This is a genomic window from Muricauda sp. SCSIO 64092 (genome assembly GCF_023016285.1).
In the GTDB taxonomy this organism is placed as follows: Bacteria; Bacteroidota; Bacteroidia; order Flavobacteriales; family Flavobacteriaceae; genus Croceivirga.
The window spans coordinates 343773-360723 of record NZ_CP095413.1; the positions used below are offsets into that span (position 1 = coordinate 343773).

The 16951-nt window shown below is 43.2% G+C and carries 16 protein-coding genes; 14 read left to right on the top strand and 2 right to left on the bottom strand.

What is annotated here, in order from left to right:
* Positions 1–2 precede the first annotated feature (2 nt).
* The 7 genes from rsxC to L0P88_RS01355 all read left to right on the top strand — a co-directional run bounded on the left by rsxC (position 3) and on the right by L0P88_RS01355 (position 6348).
* Positions 3–1361: an electron transport complex subunit RsxC gene (gene rsxC / locus L0P88_RS01325; protein ID WP_247132846.1), complete on the top strand. Its 1359-nt coding sequence runs from the start codon at positions 3–5 to the stop codon at positions 1359–1361.
* The gene (locus L0P88_RS01330) at positions 1354–2373 is read left to right on the top strand and encodes an RnfABCDGE type electron transport complex subunit D (protein WP_247132847.1); all 1020 of its coding nucleotides are present in this window, start codon (positions 1354–1356) and stop codon (positions 2371–2373) included. The genes rsxC and L0P88_RS01330 overlap by 8 nt, the downstream gene beginning before the upstream one ends.
* Complete coding sequence (locus L0P88_RS01335; RefSeq protein ID WP_247132848.1) at positions 2370–3083, top strand: FMN-binding protein; 714 nt, start codon at positions 2370–2372, stop codon at positions 3081–3083. Before L0P88_RS01330 ends, L0P88_RS01335 begins: the two co-directional genes overlap by 4 nt.
* Positions 3076–3708: an electron transport complex subunit RsxE gene (gene rsxE / locus L0P88_RS01340; RefSeq protein WP_158779908.1), complete on the top strand. Its 633-nt coding sequence runs from the start codon at positions 3076–3078 to the stop codon at positions 3706–3708. Before L0P88_RS01335 ends, rsxE begins: the two co-directional genes overlap by 8 nt.
* Positions 3705–4289: an electron transport complex protein RnfA gene (locus L0P88_RS01345; protein WP_158779909.1), complete on the top strand. Its 585-nt coding sequence runs from the start codon at positions 3705–3707 to the stop codon at positions 4287–4289. The genes rsxE and L0P88_RS01345 overlap by 4 nt, the downstream gene beginning before the upstream one ends.
* Positions 4290–4564: 275 nt before the next feature.
* Complete coding sequence (locus L0P88_RS01350) at positions 4565–5422, top strand: hypothetical protein (RefSeq protein WP_247132849.1); 858 nt, start codon at positions 4565–4567, stop codon at positions 5420–5422.
* 59 nt (positions 5423–5481) lie between these two features.
* Positions 5482–6348 (top strand): RnfABCDGE type electron transport complex subunit B, encoded by an 867-nt coding sequence (locus tag L0P88_RS01355; protein ID WP_247132850.1) that lies wholly within the window; start codon positions 5482–5484, stop codon positions 6346–6348.
* 165 nt (positions 6349–6513) lie between these two features.
* Here the strand turns inward: L0P88_RS01355 and L0P88_RS01360 are convergent, their stop codons facing one another.
* Both L0P88_RS01360 and L0P88_RS01365 read right to left on the bottom strand, forming a co-directional pair.
* Entirely contained in the window at positions 6514–8115 is a 1602-nt protein-coding gene (locus L0P88_RS01360; protein WP_247132851.1) for a tetratricopeptide repeat protein, read from the bottom strand.
* A gap of 272 nt (positions 8116–8387) precedes the next feature.
* Positions 8388–9461 carry a Fic family protein gene (locus L0P88_RS01365; RefSeq protein WP_247132852.1) on the bottom strand — a complete coding sequence of 358 codons (1074 nt, stop codon included), beginning with the start codon at positions 9459–9461 and terminating at the stop codon, positions 8388–8390.
* Positions 9462–9514: 53 nt separating this feature from the next.
* Here L0P88_RS01365 and L0P88_RS23910 point away from each other — a divergent pair, with 53 nt between their 5' ends.
* From L0P88_RS23910 to L0P88_RS01395, 7 genes are all read left to right on the top strand, one after another.
* A complete protein-coding gene (locus tag L0P88_RS23910) occupies positions 9515–9640 on the top strand; it encodes a hypothetical protein (RefSeq protein WP_281499706.1) in 126 nt (41 codons plus the stop codon).
* A 165-nt stretch (positions 9641–9805) separates the two neighbouring features.
* Entirely contained in the window at positions 9806–11323 is a 1518-nt protein-coding gene (locus L0P88_RS01370; RefSeq protein WP_247132853.1) for a M20/M25/M40 family metallo-hydrolase, read from the top strand.
* Complete coding sequence (locus L0P88_RS01375) at positions 11316–12467, top strand: DUF819 family protein (protein ID WP_247132854.1); 1152 nt, start codon at positions 11316–11318, stop codon at positions 12465–12467. The genes L0P88_RS01370 and L0P88_RS01375 overlap by 8 nt, the downstream gene beginning before the upstream one ends.
* A gap of 287 nt (positions 12468–12754) precedes the next feature.
* Positions 12755–14191: a circularly permuted type 2 ATP-grasp protein gene (locus L0P88_RS01380; RefSeq protein ID WP_247132855.1), complete on the top strand. Its 1437-nt coding sequence runs from the start codon at positions 12755–12757 to the stop codon at positions 14189–14191.
* A 15-nt stretch (positions 14192–14206) separates the two neighbouring features.
* Positions 14207–15175 (top strand): alpha-E domain-containing protein, encoded by a 969-nt coding sequence (locus L0P88_RS01385; RefSeq protein ID WP_247132856.1) that lies wholly within the window; start codon positions 14207–14209, stop codon positions 15173–15175.
* A gap of 5 nt (positions 15176–15180) precedes the next feature.
* Positions 15181–15945, top strand: coding sequence for a hypothetical protein (locus L0P88_RS01390; protein WP_247132857.1), 765 nt, complete (start codon positions 15181–15183; stop codon positions 15943–15945).
* Positions 15946–15950: 5 nt separating this feature from the next.
* Positions 15951–16799, top strand: a complete 849-nt coding sequence (locus L0P88_RS01395; protein ID WP_247132858.1) for a transglutaminase family protein — start codon at positions 15951–15953, stop codon at positions 16797–16799.
* Positions 16800–16951: the final 152 nt, after the last annotated feature.

The window sequence follows — 16951 nt, forward strand, 5'->3', positions numbered from 1 at the left end:
TTATGGGATTTTTCAACTTTTATAAGGATACGTTCAAACATGGTATTCACCCCCCGGAAAGCAAGGATGAAACCAATGCCCTTCCCATCCGGCAATTTCCCTTTGCTCCTGTCATTATTCTGCCCATGGCGCAACACATCGGTGCGCCGTCCGAAATTATAGTTCGCGAAGGGCAGGAAGTACACAGGGGGGAACTGTTGGCCAAGGCAGGCGGTTATGTTTCCGTACCCATGCATGCTCCGGTCTCCGGGATTATTCGAAAAATTGGAAATGTTCCGACCATTTCCGGTAAAATGTCCCCCGGTATTTTCCTTGAGGCATTTCCCTCTTCAACCCAAGAAGTGCTTGAAGGAAAACCGATCGATCCGGATACGGCCACTCCAGAAGAAATCCTGCAGGGAATTCAAGATGCCGGAATTGTAGGGCTGGGTGGAGCGGCATTTCCTACCCATGTAAAGTTGAAAATTCCGGAAGGGAAAAAATGCGAAACCTTAATTCTAAATGGAATTGAATGCGAACCCTATCTGACCACGGACCACCGTGTGATGTTGGAACAGGAAAAGGACATTTTTAAGGGAATTCATTATTTATTGAAAGCTACCGGAGCTCAAAACGCAATCATCGGTATAGAAGCGAACAAACAAGACGCCGCCGATCACTTGGCAAAACACCTTCCAAAAGAATTACCGGTGTCCATAAAGGTGCTTCCCGTAAAATACCCACAGGGGGCCGAGAAAATGTTGATCACCTCCCTCCTTCAAAAAGAAGTTCCATCAAAAAGCTTTCCCATTGAAGTAGGCGTGGTTGTCGTGAATGTTGCGACTGCGGCGGAGATTGGACGATTACTGCCCCATGGTCGTGGAATCCAGGAACGTGTGATCACCATTACCGGGCCCGGTGTCAAAAAGAAAGGAAATTATCTGATCCCGATAGGTACGCCCCTGCGTTTTGTATTGGAACACGTGGGTGTGGAGGAAGAAATTAGCGAGGTGTATATGGGCGGACCGATGATGGGCGTTGCGGTTTCCAACCTTGATATTTCCATTGTAAAGGGTACCTCGGGCATTTTGGTGTTTACAAGGAAAGATGTGAACAGATCATCCAAAACATATCCCTGTATCAAATGTGGGGCTTGTGTGGATGCCTGTCCAATTTTATTGAATCCATCCAAGCTAGGTATCCTGGCAAAATTTGAGGCTTACGATGAAATGGCTTCGGATTATCATTTGATGGATTGTTTTGAGTGCGGATCCTGCACCTATGTATGCCCATCGCATATTCCATTGGTGCAGTATTTCCGTTTGGCAAAAAGAGTGGTCCGAAAGCGGGAAGCCGAAAAAAAAGAGGAAAGCCATGCTTAAAAAAACTTTGGATATCAGCTCATCGCCTCACATCTATAAGGGGCGAAGTACGGATGACATTATGAAAAATGTGGTTTGGGCGTTGCTACCCGTAGTTCTTTTCGCTAGCTATTCCTTTGGGTTGAACGCACTATTGGTCATTTTTACGGCTACACTTGCCTGTGTATTGACGGAGCATTTTTTGTGTAAACTTTCAAAAAAAGAAACCACTGTCAATGATTATTCTGCTGTAATCACCGGGTTATTACTGGGCCTGACCTTACCTCCCAGTTTTCCATTATGGATGGCTTTTGTAGGTGGCATAATTGGTATTGCCCTTGGCAAATACATATTCGGTGGATTGGGGTACAATGTATTCAACCCGGCGCTTGTGGCCAGGGCGGTTTTACAGGCAGCCTTCCCGGTTGCCATTACTACCTGGCATCCCGCTTTTCTACCCGATCGTTTTACCAACATTTCCGGGTCAATTTTTACCTGGCCCTTTATGCAACCCCAGTTTGATGCCGTTTCCGGGGCAACCCCACTATCGGCTTTTAAGTTTGATGGAATTACGGCATCTACGGCAGAATTGGCTTTTGGCCAGATAAGTGGCTCAACAGGCGAAACCTGTGCGGTCATCATTGCCTTGGGAGGTCTGTATTTAATTGCCCAAAATATGATGAGTTGGAGAATTCCGGTCGCTGTCCTATTGAGCGCATTTGTATTGAGTGGCGCCCTTTACCTCATGGATAGTGCATTGTATCCTTCGCCCTTCTTTATGTTGTTTTCCGGCGGACTGATGCTCGGAGCGGTTTTTATGGCTACGGATATGGTGTCTTCCCCCATTACGCCTGTCGGTTTGTGGGTCTACGGTGGCATTATAGGTATTTTAACCATTGTCATCCGCATTTGGAGTGGTTTACCGGAAGGTGTGATGTACTCTATTTTGTTGGCCAATGCAATTTCGCCCCATATCGATACCCTTGTTAAACATCGGGTATACGGAACAACCAAAAAAATGAAAACCACATGAGCAACGCTGCCAACATAAAAATGCAAAAACCTTCAGGTAGCCTAAAGATGTTACGGGCAATGTTGGCTATTGGGATGATAAGCGCCCTGCTGATCGTAATGGCTTTTGAATTGACCCTGCCACGCGTACAGCGACTAAAGGCCGAAGCTTTGGAAAAGGCCATTTTTAAAGTGCTACCGGGAACTGTTCACACCGAAGCTTTCGGTATTGGTACAAACGGGGCGTTGTTTAAAATAGAAAATGGTGAAAAACCTGAAATGACCTGTTATGCAGGATACGATGAAAACGAAAAACTGGTGGGATATGCAGTTGAAGCTGCGGGCCAGGGTTATGCGGATGTCATTAGAATACTGTATGGCTACGACCCCAAAGCGCAAGTACTGATCGGGTTTCAAGTTTTGGAAAGCAAGGAAACCCCGGGGCTCGGGGATAAAATTGAAAAGGAGCAGCGATTTCTTGACAATTTTAGGGCACTGGATGTAAGCCTGACCAACGAGGGAACCCTAAAGAACACGGTAATAACGGTGAAGCAAGGGGAGAAACAAAACCCCTGGGAAATAGATGGAATTACGGGAGCCACGATTACGTCCAGGGCCATTGGAACCATTATTGGTGCCAGTACAACGGAAGTGATTCCCATTCTATATACTAATTCCAGCCAAAAAGACCAAACTGTGCCCAATCAAAAACCAAGGGAAAGCAATGAGTAAGGAGAATTCCATATCAGGTCAAAAGGCCACTACCACCGATGAATTCATCAAAGGATTGTGGCGGGACAATCCGGTATTTGTGCAGGTACTGGGCATGTGTCCGGTACTCGCCGTTTCAAATACAGCGGAAAACGCACTTGCCATGGGTTTGGCCACGGCTTTTGTCCTGTTAATGTCCAATATCCTGGTATCCCTACTTCGGAATTTTGTTCCCAAACAAGTGCGTATTGCCTCCTACATTCTCATCATCGCCACCTTTGTTACCGTTACCGATTATGCCATCCAGGCCATTAGTGTAGAGTTGTACAAAAGCCTGGGTGCCTTCATCTCGCTCATTGTGGTAAACTGTTTGATCTTGAGTCGGGCGGAGGCATTTGCCTCGAAAAATACGGTCTGGAAATCCATTCTTGATGCCCTGGGGATGGGAGTGGGATTTACGTTCGCCCTTTTTTGCCTGGGAGCCGTAAGGGAAATTCTTGGGAATGGATCAATTTTCAATTTCGTCATTTTTCCCGAAGGCTTTCAGAATTGGATTGTAATGATATTGCCGGCCGGTGGTTTTTTTACCCTTGCCGCCTGGCTACTCATAATTAATAAAATACAAACACGAAAAGCAAAAACATGAATACGGAGTCGTTAGGAACCATTTTTCTCAATGCCTGTCTGGTGAACAACTTTGTTTTGGCTTATTTCCTTGGGATCTGTCCTTTTTTGGGCGTGTCGGGAAAGATAGGGACCGCTTCCAGAATGGGTGGTGCCGTTATGTTTGTGATGTTGATCAGCTCCATGTGTGCCTATGGCATTCACGCTGGTTTGGTGGCCATCAATGCTCCCTACCTTCAATTGATCAGTTATATTGTTGTGATTGCCTCCACGGTGCAGTTGGTCGAAATGTTCATCAAGAAAATGAGCCCAACATTATTTCGGTCCTTGGGGATTTTTCTCCCATTGATCACAACGAATTGTGCCATATTGGGAGTAGCATTATTTCAGACGAATAAAGGGTATGGATTTTTGGAAAGTGTAGTATATGCCCTGGGAGCAGGTGCGGGTTTTACCATAGCCCTGTTATTGATTGCCGGCCTAAGGGAACAATTGGACTTTGCCGATGTACCCAAAATTTCAAAAGGAACGGCATTGACCCTGTTTATCGCAGGTATTTTATCCCTCTGTTTCATGGGCTTTGCAGGTTTGGGGGCCCAATAAGGAAAAGAATATGATTCGATCACTTGTCATAGGAATTGGTTTAATGCTGGGTTTAGTGCTGCTATGGACAGTGGTGCAAACTTTGTGGAAAAAAGCGTTTCGGGAGGAATACCTGGAGGAGGATGTATTGGCTGGCCGAAGAAGTTGCTCAAATTGTGGTTGTACCACTGTTTGCAAGCAAAGGGAGGAACAAAGCAAGATTGGAAAAGTCTTGAATGTGGATAATCATTAAGTATTGATTACAAAAAAAAGATAATACGAATAAAATAGTAACCATGGCACATTTATCAGATTTTGATATTGAAAAGCGGTATAAGGCTGTCGTCAAAAACACATCGCGACTAACGCCACCGGACACCGAGGAAGTACGTGAGATCGTACTTGAAGTAAAAGATCCGGAATTTGAGTGCGAGGTAGATCAAAGCTTCGGTGTATTGACCAAGGCAACTGGGGATTTTGGAAACGAACTTCACCATAGGCTCTATAGCGTGGCCGATCTACCAAAACGCATCAAAGGAAATCCACAACTCACCATGTTGGTAAAGCGCTGCTCTTATGTGGATGATTTCAGTGGAGAAAAATACCCTGGAGTCGCCTCCAATTACCTATGCGATCGAAAAAAGGGCGATGAAATCACACTTACCGGCCCCTTTGCCTTGCCCTTCAAAGTTCCTGAGGACAAGACCGCCAATTTAATACTTATTGGCATGGGCACCGGTATAGCGCCTTTCCGGGCATTTATCAAACATATTTATAAAAATGTCAAGGACTGGGAGGGTAAAATCCGTTTGTTCTACGGTGCGCGAAGCGGTTTGGAATTGTTGTATTTAAACGATAAGGACGGTGACCTTACCAATTATTATGACGAAGCAACATTCGAAGCTTTTCATGCCCTGAGCCCAAGGCCGCATTGGGCCGACCCCATTGCATTGGATAAGGCGCTCGAAGGACAGACCACTGAACTAAAGGAGTTGTTGGGAAGTTCCAACACCCATATTTATGTTGCTGGGTATGAAACCATCCACAACAAACTCAATAAGGCGTTCTCAAACATTTTGGGTTCAGAGGAAAAATGGCGACTCCGCAAGGCCGAATTGATTGCGGGAAGAAAATGGGCCGAAATTATTTATTAGCCCGAATTAAGAAATAAAAAAGGAGTGATTTATGCTTTTAAATAAATTCGAGAAATAACATGTCCATCCTGGTTGCCATAGCCGCACTTGGAGGTTTAACCTTACTTCTTGCAGTACTATTGATTATTGCGAACAGGAAGCTCTATGTCTATGAAGATCCGCGCATAGATACAGTGGAGGATATGCTGCCCCACGCCAATTGTGGGGCCTGTGGGTATCCTGGTTGCCGACCTTTTGCGGAGGCTTTGGTCCAACAAAAGGCCTTGCCAGGAAAGTGTACCGTTAGTTCGGACGAAGGCCGGCAGTCCATAGCTGAATTTCTGGGTGTCGATCTGGGTGCCGAAGAAAAAAAGGTTGCGCGTCTCGCTTGTGCCGGCGGTACGAATGTGGCCATCAATCGGGCGCAATATGTGGGTATTCAAAGTTGCCAGGCCGCCGCACTGATATCCGGTGGGGGCAAAGGCTGTTTTTGGGGATGCCTTGGCCATGGCGATTGTGAAGTGGTATGCGATTTTGATGCCATCACCATGAACAAACATGGCTTACCGGTTGTGGATGTGGAGAAATGTACCGCCTGTGGGGATTGTGTGGAAGCCTGTCCCAAAGATCTGTTTTCCCTCCAGCCCATAAGTCACCGACTGTGGGTGGCCTGCAAAAATCTGGAACAGGGCGAAGCCATTCTCGAAGATTGCCAGGTGGCTTGCACTGCCTGCGGTAAATGTGCCATGGATGCCCCTTCAGCATTGATCACCATGAAAAACAATCTACCTGTAATCAATTACGCCGAAAACCATAAAACGCAGGTACCTATTCAGCGATGCCCCACTGGTGCAATTGTTTGGTTGGATGATGAAGGAGGAAGTATTCGAGGAAAGGAAAGCAAAAAAATCGTTCGTAAGGGAAACCGGTCTATGGGGAGTTCGTAGTGCTTTTATGTGATTCCCTTCAATGGTTTTCGTCTTAAAAGTTGACAGCTGTCCAGAACTAAAAAACCCTCCCAAGTTTATGATAACCCACGACCTTCTGTGGGTATAGTTGGAATGACTTCGTTAGAGCCTTTTATTTAAGTGATTTTATTATGTTTTGAAATATCAAAGTTTCAATCTCAAAATTTGATATTTTATTTCTTCTTCAGGATGAAGTACAAATGACATAATTTCTGGGGTCAGTTTTCCTGAAGATGTCCAATTTCTGTAAACAGAAACCTTTAAGAACAAGGGCCTCGGAGGCATGGTATCCAACAACTCAACATTAAAAAGCCAATAACCTTTAATAGTTTCATCCAAAAAAAATTCACTTGAAGAACTATTTGAAACATTTTGGTGATCATATCCATTATTGCTCGTATAGCTATTGTTTTGGGGATTAACTACCTCTATCTCTAAATCTGTGTCGAATCTTGACCATTCAAATACAATTCTATGAACGGGAGATGTTGAATCATAATCCGTGTTTAATTCAAACCCATCCCTAATTTTTTTATCTATATCACTATATATAAAAATATGTTCCATTTCGTGAAACATAATATCATAGATTCCTTTTCCTTTAGTCGTAGAATGTTCTTTCAACCATTTCATATAAACCGACCAAGCGTCCTCTGATTTTCCCATTAGCAAATGAGTATGTGCTAAATCCCTATGGGATTGACCATTATTTGGTAAGAGAGATAAAATCTTTCTATATATCAAGAGTGCTTTCAGCTGGTTTCCTCTAGATTGATATTGATAGGCCAAACCCTTTAGGTAATTAATGTCATTCTCAAACGACTCTGAAATTTCATTAAAATCTCGGTTGTCAAGGAGTTCAATTAGGTGATTAGGTTTTCTTAAGGAATCATAAGGAACAGCATCAAATAGGTAGTAGTTTTTATTGAGATGTTCATATTTACTATTCTTGTTATTATCTTGTAAATCCGCATCATTGATGGTTCTTACGATTATTACACCTCCAGCTCCTCTTGAACCATACTTTGTTGTCCCTGCAAGTCCTTGAAGAATGGTAACATCCTGTACTTGATTAAGATCTACGGCCGGGGGGAAACCATCAAATGTTACACCATCTACCTCCCAAAGCGCCGTATTATCCAATCCTATTGAATTCCTTGACCTTAAAACGACACCATTCGGGGATATTTTATAATTTGAGACTTTTCCAACCAAGGCGTAGACAATAGCTGGAACATTGTAGTCAAATGCTGCTAAATTCAAATCAGAACCTTGAACCTGACCTATTGAATAACCAGCACTTTCCATTGATTGTTCACCAAACATCGTTTTGAAACTCTTCGACTTTCGATTGACAAACTTCGAACCAGCCTGCTTTTCTGCTTTAACTACCACTTCATCCAATTTATTATTGGATGGTACCATTTGAATTGTAATCGCTTTTTGACTTGATATTTCATATTCTACCGTAGCATACCCCAAAAAAGAAAATATCAATACATCACCTATATTGGCATCAATAGAAAACAATCCTGTATTATTGGAATACGTTCCTTCGCTAGTGTCTTTAATTACAACGTTTACGCCTTCCAAAGGCCTTTTTAAGTCCAATACCCTACCTGTAATTTTTTGAGAAAACAAACAAGGGGATTGCAGAAAAAAAGAAATAACCAGTACTCTTTTGAGAAAATAGGAAATTTCTAAAAACATGGTATAAACTCTAAAAACGTCTAAGTAATTTATCAAAATTACTTGATTTTTCCTACATTTTGACTTTATTTCTCGTCAGCCAATAGCTGTGGTTTTCTGTAGTAACTTAGTCATAAAAAAGAAAAAAGGAATGGGGCATTCCAATGAAAATCATGATAAATATTTGACCGAACTAATAAAAGCGATAAGAAAAGATTTAAAATTAAAGGATAAGGATTTTCCATTGACAAGCTTCAAAAAAGCACTCAAAACCAAAAAATCAAGAAACTAGAAGGAGATACAAGGGTTTTTAAATACTAAAATCACGGTCAATCCTTTAAAATCTGAAACAAAGGCACATTTAAAAACAAATTCTCCACCCCTACTTTTTGGGATTTAAGAATGCCTATTTTTTCCAATTCTTGCAAATACTCCGCTGCGGTCTGTCGTTTGGCAATGCCCTTATCCACCAAAAACTTTACCTTACAATAAGGCTGTTCAAACAGTAATTCTATCAATTCTTTGGAATAGACACGGTTGGGCAATTTTTCTTTTGCAAAAAGAATCGTTTCCTCCATTAAAGCATTAATGGCGTTTATCTTCTGTAAGGTATAGGCTGCCGTTTCTTCCACCCCTTTGAGCATAAACAAAATCCATGCCTCCCAATCATGTTTTTCAGTAACGCCCCTTAGCTTTTTATAATAATCGTTCTTGTTCTCGATAATATATTTACTCAAATATAGAATAGGGGCATCGAGTAATCCTTTTTCCACTAAATACAAAATGTTCAACACCCTTCCCGTTCTTCCATTGCCATCGGGGAAAGGGTGGATGGCCTCAAATTGATAGTGCATTACGGCTAATCGTATCAAATCATCAATGTCATTGGTTTGATGGATAAAGTCCTCTAAATTTTTCAATAAATTCCGTATGGTCTTTTCCCCTTCTGGTGGGGTATAGATAGTGGTTCCGTTCCTAGTAATCTTGGTTCCCGTAGTTTTTCGTATTCCCGCGTCATTTTCCTTTATGGTCCGTACAATGGAAATAAAGGTATTTGTGGACAAAGGGCGTTTAGTAAGGTTGTTATATCCTTGCCATAGGGCTTGCCTGTACCGTAATACTTCTTTGGTCTGTGCATCGGTGCTATTGGTATTTGCGGTAAAGGCTTGGTACAAATTATCTTGGGTGGTCACTATGTTTTCAATCTCCGAACTGTCCTTAGCTTCCTGCAAGGTAACTGCATTAACCAACATGGATTGATTGGGAATTTCATCTGCCCTACCCTTTAACTCTGCCAAGACCCTGGTAGCAACAATCGCTTGCTTTAGCACCTGTTTTGTCTCCAACTCCACCTTTGGGGGCAGTAAGGGTAAATCGTTATAGGATTTTTCTGGATGGTACATACTATCGACATATGGGCTCAACAATGTCGATGGCATCGACATAATGCAAATATATGTTGAAATTTTTACATTTTATCGACATATATTGGATTGTATATGTCCCCACCTACGATATCTACAAAGAATCGGCACCCATAAGGGGAACGGAACCCATAAAAGCTGAAGCCACGTCCATATGATAAAACCAATCAAATCCAATTAAGGTTAATTATTGATTTATAACCACATTCCAATAGAAACACAGCATCAATCAAAAAACCAAAACGTTTTTCCCTAAAACCAATTCAATGAATCGATTTATCTTGTAAGCCATATTCAATTCAAAGATTTACTAAATTCCGTAGATGAAAAAAGCGGCCGTATTCCTTATCCTTCTCATATTCTCGATAGGTTTTGGACAACGTTTAAAAAGGGAAAAAATCCATCAACTCGCGGATGGGTATTTCGTGGAAGGGATGTTGACCCTAAAGGAGTTTTTGCAACTTCCGAACATTGGCTCAAATCCCGATAATATCGACCTGAATCTGGTTTGGTGCGAAAAGGCCTTTCAAGCTTTGGATTTTGAGACGGAACAACTGGTTTCCAAAGGAACAAAACACCTGTTCGCCCAAAAAATCCATAAGAAAAAAGCCCCGACCATTCTGTTTTACCTTCAAATTGATGGGCAACCGGTTGATTCCACCAAATGGCATCAGAAAAATCCGTTCGAGCCTGTGCTCAAAGAATGTAACGGAAACGACTGTAAAATTGTTCCATGGGACAACTTGACCCAAAATTTCAACCCCAATTGGAAGGTATTTGCCCGTTCGGCCTCCGATTCCAAAGGACCTGCAGTTGCCTTTTTACAGGCGCTTCGTATTATGGAGGCAACCAAACTACGACAGAAGTTCAATCTTAAGGTCATCATGGATTTTCAAGAGGAATTGGGCTCCCCTACCCTGCCCGCTTTGGTGCGAAACCATCGCGATACATTCAGTGCCGATGCCATGTTGATTATGGACGGTACCCGTCCGCCAGCCAATCTGCCCACATTAACCTTCGGGGCCCGTGGCATTGCCACCTTAAAACTAACGGTTTACGGTGCCCATAAAAACCTGCATTCGGGCCAATACGGAAATTATGCCCCGAATCCCGTTTTTCATCTTTCACGATTGTTGGGTTCCATGAAAGACGAGGACGGCCGGGTGCTGATTCCTGGGTATTACGATGGCATACAATTGACCGAGGACCAAAAGACACTCATCAATTCGGTACCCGAAAACAAAGAAGAATTACTGATGACCTTAGGCATTGCCAAACCGGAGACCGTAGGTGAAACCTATCAGGAAGCCCTTCAATATCCATCACTTAACATACGGGGCTTGCGTGCCGCCTGGGTGGGAAATGAGGTGCGTACCATCATTCCTTCCGAAGCTTTGGCCGAAATCGATATGCGACTGGTTCCTGAAACCCCTGCGGAGCGGCAAATTCAACTCGTGACCGATTTTATTGCATCCAAAGGATTTTACCTTCTTGAGGGGAAACCTACCGAAGCAGAGCGCAAAAAGCATCCAAAATTGATAAAAATTGAATCAAGAATTGGCTCCCGTCCATTTAGGACTCCTCTGGATTCCCCACTCGGAGCCTGGCTGGGGGCGGCCATGGCCCACGTATTTGGCGATGGCAACTACATCCGTATGCAGTCCACAGGGGGTTCGCAGCCCATTGCGCCTTTTATTTCCGAACTGGGTATCCCAGCCATTTCGGTACGTATTCCCAATCCCGACAACAGTATCCATGCCCCCAATGAAAATCTGCGTCTGGGGAATTTCCATGAGGGATTAAAAATGTGCTTGGGCATTTTAACGCAGCAATATGACTGATGTAAACCTGTTTTGGATTGCCGCTGTCGTAGTGCTTGTTACGGTTATATTCGTCCTATGGATCGGTAAGGTCAAGAACAAGTGGGTAAAGTTGATGCTCGATTGGTTTCCAGCCATCTTGTTCGCCTATGTACTCCCCGCGGCATTTACCCATATTTCGGGCATGGACCTATCAAAAGTCCCGCTGCACGACATGAGCAGATCATGGATCATTCCTTTTACCATCCTTACTGTGATGAGTGCCCTATCCATAAAACAGCTTAAAATTGTTGGCGTTAAACCGATTATCGTTTTTGGGGTGGGTTCCTTGGTAATTGCCACTTTACCCGTGTTGTTGGTCATGGCTTTTGGCCTATTCAACGAAGCGAATACCAAACTCTTCATTGGCGAGGCATATTGGAAGGGACTGGTTCCCATCGTGGGTGGTTGGATCGGTGGCAGCACCAGTCAACTGGTCCTGAAAGAACTGGCGCAAACCCCAGAAGCGCTCTTCTTGTCCATCTTGGTGCTGGACAATATTCTGGTCAATATCTGGACCATACTGATGTTTCAATTCATCAAAAGGAGCAACCACCTTAACACGGCATGGGGAATAGACCCGAATTTTCCCGTTGTAGAGGCACCTGAATATTCTGGAAGTACCCGTCCGTGGGCGGTAAATACTTGGACCATAGGTGCCATTTTGTTGGTGATGGTGGTAGCATCGTTCCTTCCACTCTCCTTTTTGGGAAGTGTGGTCGTTTTATCGATAGTGGGATTGCTTTTGGGCAATGTAATGCCCATCTGGAACCATAAACTGGTGTTAAAGCTAGCAGGGTTTTCCATTGTGCTCATCATGGCTATTTTAGGTTTGAAACTGAATTTCAGCAACCTTTCCCTTCCCGCAATTCTGGTCATTTTAGTGCTGCTTTGGCTGGTGCTCCATTTTTTGGCCATGTTGCTCACCGCACGCCTGCTCAGGACCAACATCGCTTGGGTAGCTATTGGAAGTATGGCAAACCTGGGCGGAATCTCCACTGCCCCTGCAGTAACCTCGGCCTATAAAAAGGAATTGATGCCGCACGCCATTGTACTGGCCATTCTCAGTATGGTCACGGGAACGGCCTGGGGCATGTTGACCATATTTTTGTTTAAAATGCTGTAACCCTTGGAATTCCAAGAGGGGGTGTTGCACCATGAAACCAATGACTATTGACAGGAATAGCTATTTGCTGTTTGGGCTATTTGTTTATTCGCAATGGGATGACATCAAACCGTTAATCTATTCAAAAAATACGGAGTTGGTTTACAGAATTGGTATTTCCCAAGGCCAAAAATTGAGGAATCTTAATTTGATAGGCCCAAACCTGGATTAAACAATTGATTAACACTATATTTAGTTACAAGGTATTTGAAAAGCAATGCTCGTACCGCGGAACATAATCATTAAAGATGCAAAAAGTAAGTTTTAGGGACTATGACGTAAGAGGTTTTTATGATGAAATGTTCAGTGGTTCAGAAGCGGTAAGACCTAGTTATCGGTTGTTTAAGGATTTTTTGGAAAAGACAAGCTGGAAAAAACTTAAATCCCTCCAACATTCCACCGATCGTGCGCAGCTCTCCCTTGGTATGACCTTTAACGTTTACAGTGACAACCAAGGTGTTGAGCGGATTCTTCACCTGGATATCATACCAAGGATAATCAGCGGTGAAAAATGGGATCATTTGACCAAGGGACTGAAGCAAAGGATAGTTGCCTTAAATTTATTTATTCATGATATCTATAATGACCAAAAGGTCATAAAGGATAACATAATTCCGAAGGACTTGGTGCTCTCATGTGCGAGCTATCTTAAACAATGTATTGGACTGAAGCCCCCTAAAAATGTATGGAGCCATATCTCTGGAACCGACCTTATCCGGGGGGGCGATGGAAATTTTTATGTTTTGGAGGATAACCTAAGGTGCCCTTCCGGCGTGTCCTATATGCTCGAAAACAGAGAAATTCTCAAGCGGACTTTTCCGGAAATGTTTGAACAGTTAAAGGTAAGGCCCGTCCTCGATTATTCCCATTGCTTAAGGGATATGTTGGAGTCCCTTACCGATTTTGAAGGAGCATCGATAGTGGTCCTGACACCGGGAATTTATAACTCAGCCTATTTTGAACATGCGTATCTCGCACAACAAATGGGTGCGGAATTGGTAGAAGGGCGGGATTTGGTGGTCCAGAACGGTTATGTATACATGATCACAACAAATGGGCTCCAAAAGGTGGATGTCATTTACCGAAGGGTGGATGATGCATTTATTGATCCCTTGGTTTTCAATAAAGATTCCTTGCTGGGTACCCCCGGACTTTTTGAAGCGTATTTGAAGGGAAATGTGGTGCTCGTAAATGCGCCAGGTGCCGGTGTGGCGGATGACAAAGCGGTTTACGCCTATATCCCAAGATTGATAAAATATTATTTGAAAGAGGAAGCCATTATTCCAAATATTAAAACCTATATATGTTCTGAAGAAAAGGACTTCAAATATGTTATCGAAAACCTGGAAAACCTGGTTGTCAAACAAACGGATGGTTCAGGTGGGTATGGTATGTTGATAGGTCCCCATGCCACCAGGGCCGAAATAGCGGAGTTCAAGGAGAAGGTCAAGAACAACCCCAGAAATTATATTGCACAGCCCATGATCAGTCTATCAAGGGTACCCACGCTCTGTGAAAACGAAATTCAGGGAAGACATGTAGACTTAAGACCTTACATTCTCTATGGAAAGGAGGTGAGGGTCATACCTGGCGCCCTTACCCGTGTAGCACTTAAAAAAGGGTCTCTGGTCGTGAACTCCTCCCAGGGAGGAGGCAGCAAGGACACATGGGTATTGGATAACTAATAAGATAAGACCTATATGCTGAGTAGAATAGCGGATAGTATGTATTGGATGAACAGATACGTTGAGCGTGCTGAAAACTATGCCCGCTTTATGGATGTAAACTTCAACCTCTCCCTGGAATCTACTCCAGATGCAAACCAGCAATGGAAACCCTTGGTCGATATTACCGGGGATTGGCCCCTCTACGAATCCTTGTATGAAACGGTTCAGAAAGAAAAGGTCATCTATTTCCTCGGCTTTGATCCCCAAAATCCAAATTCGATCTACAATTCAATTAGTAAGGCCAGGGAGAATGCCCGTGCTATTCGACCTGAATTGACCAAAGAGGTATGGGAACAGATCAACCATGTCTATTTTTTGATGAAGGACGGATGTAAAAAGAAAAGTTGGAAAAACAAGGATCCCAGAATCTTTTTTACTAAGGTAAAAGAGGGATGTCAATTATTGTACGGTATTTTTACCACTACCATTTCGCGAAACGATGGGTGGCATTTTGGAAAAATAGGGCAGTTGATTGAACGCGCAGACAAAACTTCGAGGGTACTGGATGTCAAATACCACATCTTGCTCTCTACGCCCAATGATGTCGGTTCCCCCTTAGATCTTGCGCAATGGGCGGGATTGCTTAAATCCGTCTCTGCCTATGATATGTACCGAAAAAAGTATGGTAAACTCACCACATTGAACATTTGTGAATTTTTAATCCTGGATAAGGTTTTTCCACGGTCCATTAACTTTTGCCTTATTCAGGCAGGAAAATCATTGAATACAATTACAGGATTGGATGACGGGTATTCCAATGAGGCGGAAAAACAATTGGGAAAGCTAAAAGCACAACTTCAATTTGTGGATATTCACGATATTTTCTCCGATGGACTTCATGAATATATTGATGATTTCCAAAAGAAGCTCAATACCATCTCCACGGCAATCTACAAATCGTTCTTTGCCAACAAATATGTTGAATCCAGTATTAAAACCTAAATCCCATGACCTATTGTTTGGGCATTAAATTGAAATCGGGAATCGTAGGAATCGCCGATACCAGAATAACATCCGGAAACCAAACCACGCGGGCAAAAAAGGTATTCACGGTCAACCGAAAGAAGCATTCTTTCTTTATCATGACTTCCGGCCTCCGCTCCGTTCGCGATAAATCGATAACATATTTCAAGGAAATCATTGAGGAGAACGATGATTCGTTCAATAAACTCTATAAAGCGGTCAATGCATTTTCCGACCAGGTAAAACGGTCGGCAAACGAGGATAAAAAATCCCTGAAGGAGGCAGGGTTGAGCTTTGATCTATTCTCCATTATTGGCGGACAATTGGAAGACGATGAGGAACACAAGATATATTTACTCTACCCAGAGGGCAATTGGATAGAGGTGTCCGAAGGATCTCCTTTTGTAATCATAGGCAACAATGGCTACGGAAAACCCATTTTAGATCGTGCCATAGACTATGATTCGTCAATGCAGTTTGCGCTCAAGGCCGGTTTTCTTTCCTTTGATGCTACCCGAATTAGCGCGAATGATGTGGATTTTCCTTTGGACATCATTTACTATGAAAAAGACTCGTTCAACATTGTCGAAAAACGGTATGAGGAGGAAGAGCTTCAAAACATTTCATCCCTTTGGAACGGAATACTGAGCGATTCCATACGAACCCTTCCCGATGATTGGATAAATGAACTAAGGGATACAGCATCCATGGAAACCATAAGAAATGCCCAAGCTGCGAACCAGCAATAGGATTTATGGAATTTCGGATAGCACACGAAACGGAATATCGGTATGAAGGAAAGGTGTTTTTTGAACCCCATTACTTTCGGTTTAGGCCCCAGGACGTTCCCTATGCCACACTAAAAAGTTTCAGGCTGATACTATCTCCAGAACCGATGGGCACCGCTGAGCAAATCGATGTGGAGAACAACACGATTCATTTCAGTTGGTATCAGGGTAATCATGATAGGCTCACCATAAAGGCAATTTCGGTTTTGTCCACAAAGGAGTACAACCCATTTAATTTTGTTTTATGGCCTTCGCTATATGGAAGACTCCCATTCCGCTATTCACAGCCTTTGATGGGGTACTTAAAACCTTATTTGGAGGTTGGGCAAATCCATAAATCCCTTCAACGGTACGTCAATCAAATCCTGGACACCGTAAATTCGGATACCATGTCCTTTTTGAGTGCGTTCACCACTCAGATTCGGTCAGATTTCACGGTGGAGGCCCGGGAAGTGGGAAAGCCTAATTCACCGAACAATACGTTTGATTCCAAAAAGGGATCCTGTAGGGATCTGGCCTGGATGCAAATACAGTTGCTCAGGCACATTGGCATAGCCTCAAGGTTTGTGAGCGGGTATTATTTTATCCGGACGGAAAACCCAATTTACGAACTCCATGCCTGGACGGAAGTTTTTCTCCCCGGGGCCGGATGGATCGGATATGATCCTTCCAACGGCATCAGGACCACCGATAGCTATATTCCGCTGTGTTCCAGTGCCCATCATGAAAATACCATGCCCGTTACCGGAAGTATAAGGGGAAAGGCTACCTCCAAACTATTTACCAAACTGAATATTCATTTGCTCAAGGAATAGTTTGTACAAAAAACATTGAAAATCATACGATCTGCAGTGTTTTGTTGCAATTTGATACAAATGTTGTCGGGATGACTGAACTAACAGCCATCTCGTATGTCATTATTAATCAAAAAGTTACTTTGATTTTTTCAAAACAGGTAACCGAATAG

Excerpts from the sequence above, each read along its gene's own strand:
- rsxC (WP_247132846.1), top strand. The coding sequence starts at position 3 with ATGGGATTTTTCAACTTTTATAAGGATACGTTCAAACATGGTATTCAC.
- L0P88_RS23910 (WP_281499706.1), top strand. The coding sequence starts at position 9,515 with ATGTTGAAATTTTTACATTTTATCGACATATATTGGATTGTATATGTC.
- L0P88_RS01335 (WP_247132848.1), top strand. The coding sequence starts at position 2,370 with ATGAGCAACGCTGCCAACATAAAAATGCAAAAACCTTCAGGTAGCCTA.
- L0P88_RS01395 (WP_247132858.1), top strand. The coding sequence starts at position 15,951 with ATGGAATTTCGGATAGCACACGAAACGGAATATCGGTATGAAGGAAAG.
- L0P88_RS01370 (WP_247132853.1), top strand. The coding sequence starts at position 9,806 with ATGAAAAAAGCGGCCGTATTCCTTATCCTTCTCATATTCTCGATAGGT.
- L0P88_RS01365 (WP_247132852.1), bottom strand. The coding sequence starts at position 9,461 with ATGTACCATCCAGAAAAATCCTATAACGATTTACCCTTACTGCCCCCA.
- L0P88_RS01390 (WP_247132857.1), top strand. The coding sequence starts at position 15,181 with ATGACCTATTGTTTGGGCATTAAATTGAAATCGGGAATCGTAGGAATC.
- L0P88_RS01375 (WP_247132854.1), top strand. The coding sequence starts at position 11,316 with ATGACTGATGTAAACCTGTTTTGGATTGCCGCTGTCGTAGTGCTTGTT.
- L0P88_RS01385 (WP_247132856.1), top strand. The coding sequence starts at position 14,207 with ATGCTGAGTAGAATAGCGGATAGTATGTATTGGATGAACAGATACGTT.
- L0P88_RS01345 (WP_158779909.1), top strand. The coding sequence starts at position 3,705 with ATGAATACGGAGTCGTTAGGAACCATTTTTCTCAATGCCTGTCTGGTG.
- L0P88_RS01350 (WP_247132849.1), top strand. The coding sequence starts at position 4,565 with ATGGCACATTTATCAGATTTTGATATTGAAAAGCGGTATAAGGCTGTC.
- L0P88_RS01330 (WP_247132847.1), top strand. The coding sequence starts at position 1,354 with ATGCTTAAAAAAACTTTGGATATCAGCTCATCGCCTCACATCTATAAG.
- L0P88_RS01355 (WP_247132850.1), top strand. The coding sequence starts at position 5,482 with ATGTCCATCCTGGTTGCCATAGCCGCACTTGGAGGTTTAACCTTACTT.
- L0P88_RS01380 (WP_247132855.1), top strand. The coding sequence starts at position 12,755 with ATGCAAAAAGTAAGTTTTAGGGACTATGACGTAAGAGGTTTTTATGAT.
- rsxE (WP_158779908.1), top strand. The coding sequence starts at position 3,076 with ATGAGTAAGGAGAATTCCATATCAGGTCAAAAGGCCACTACCACCGAT.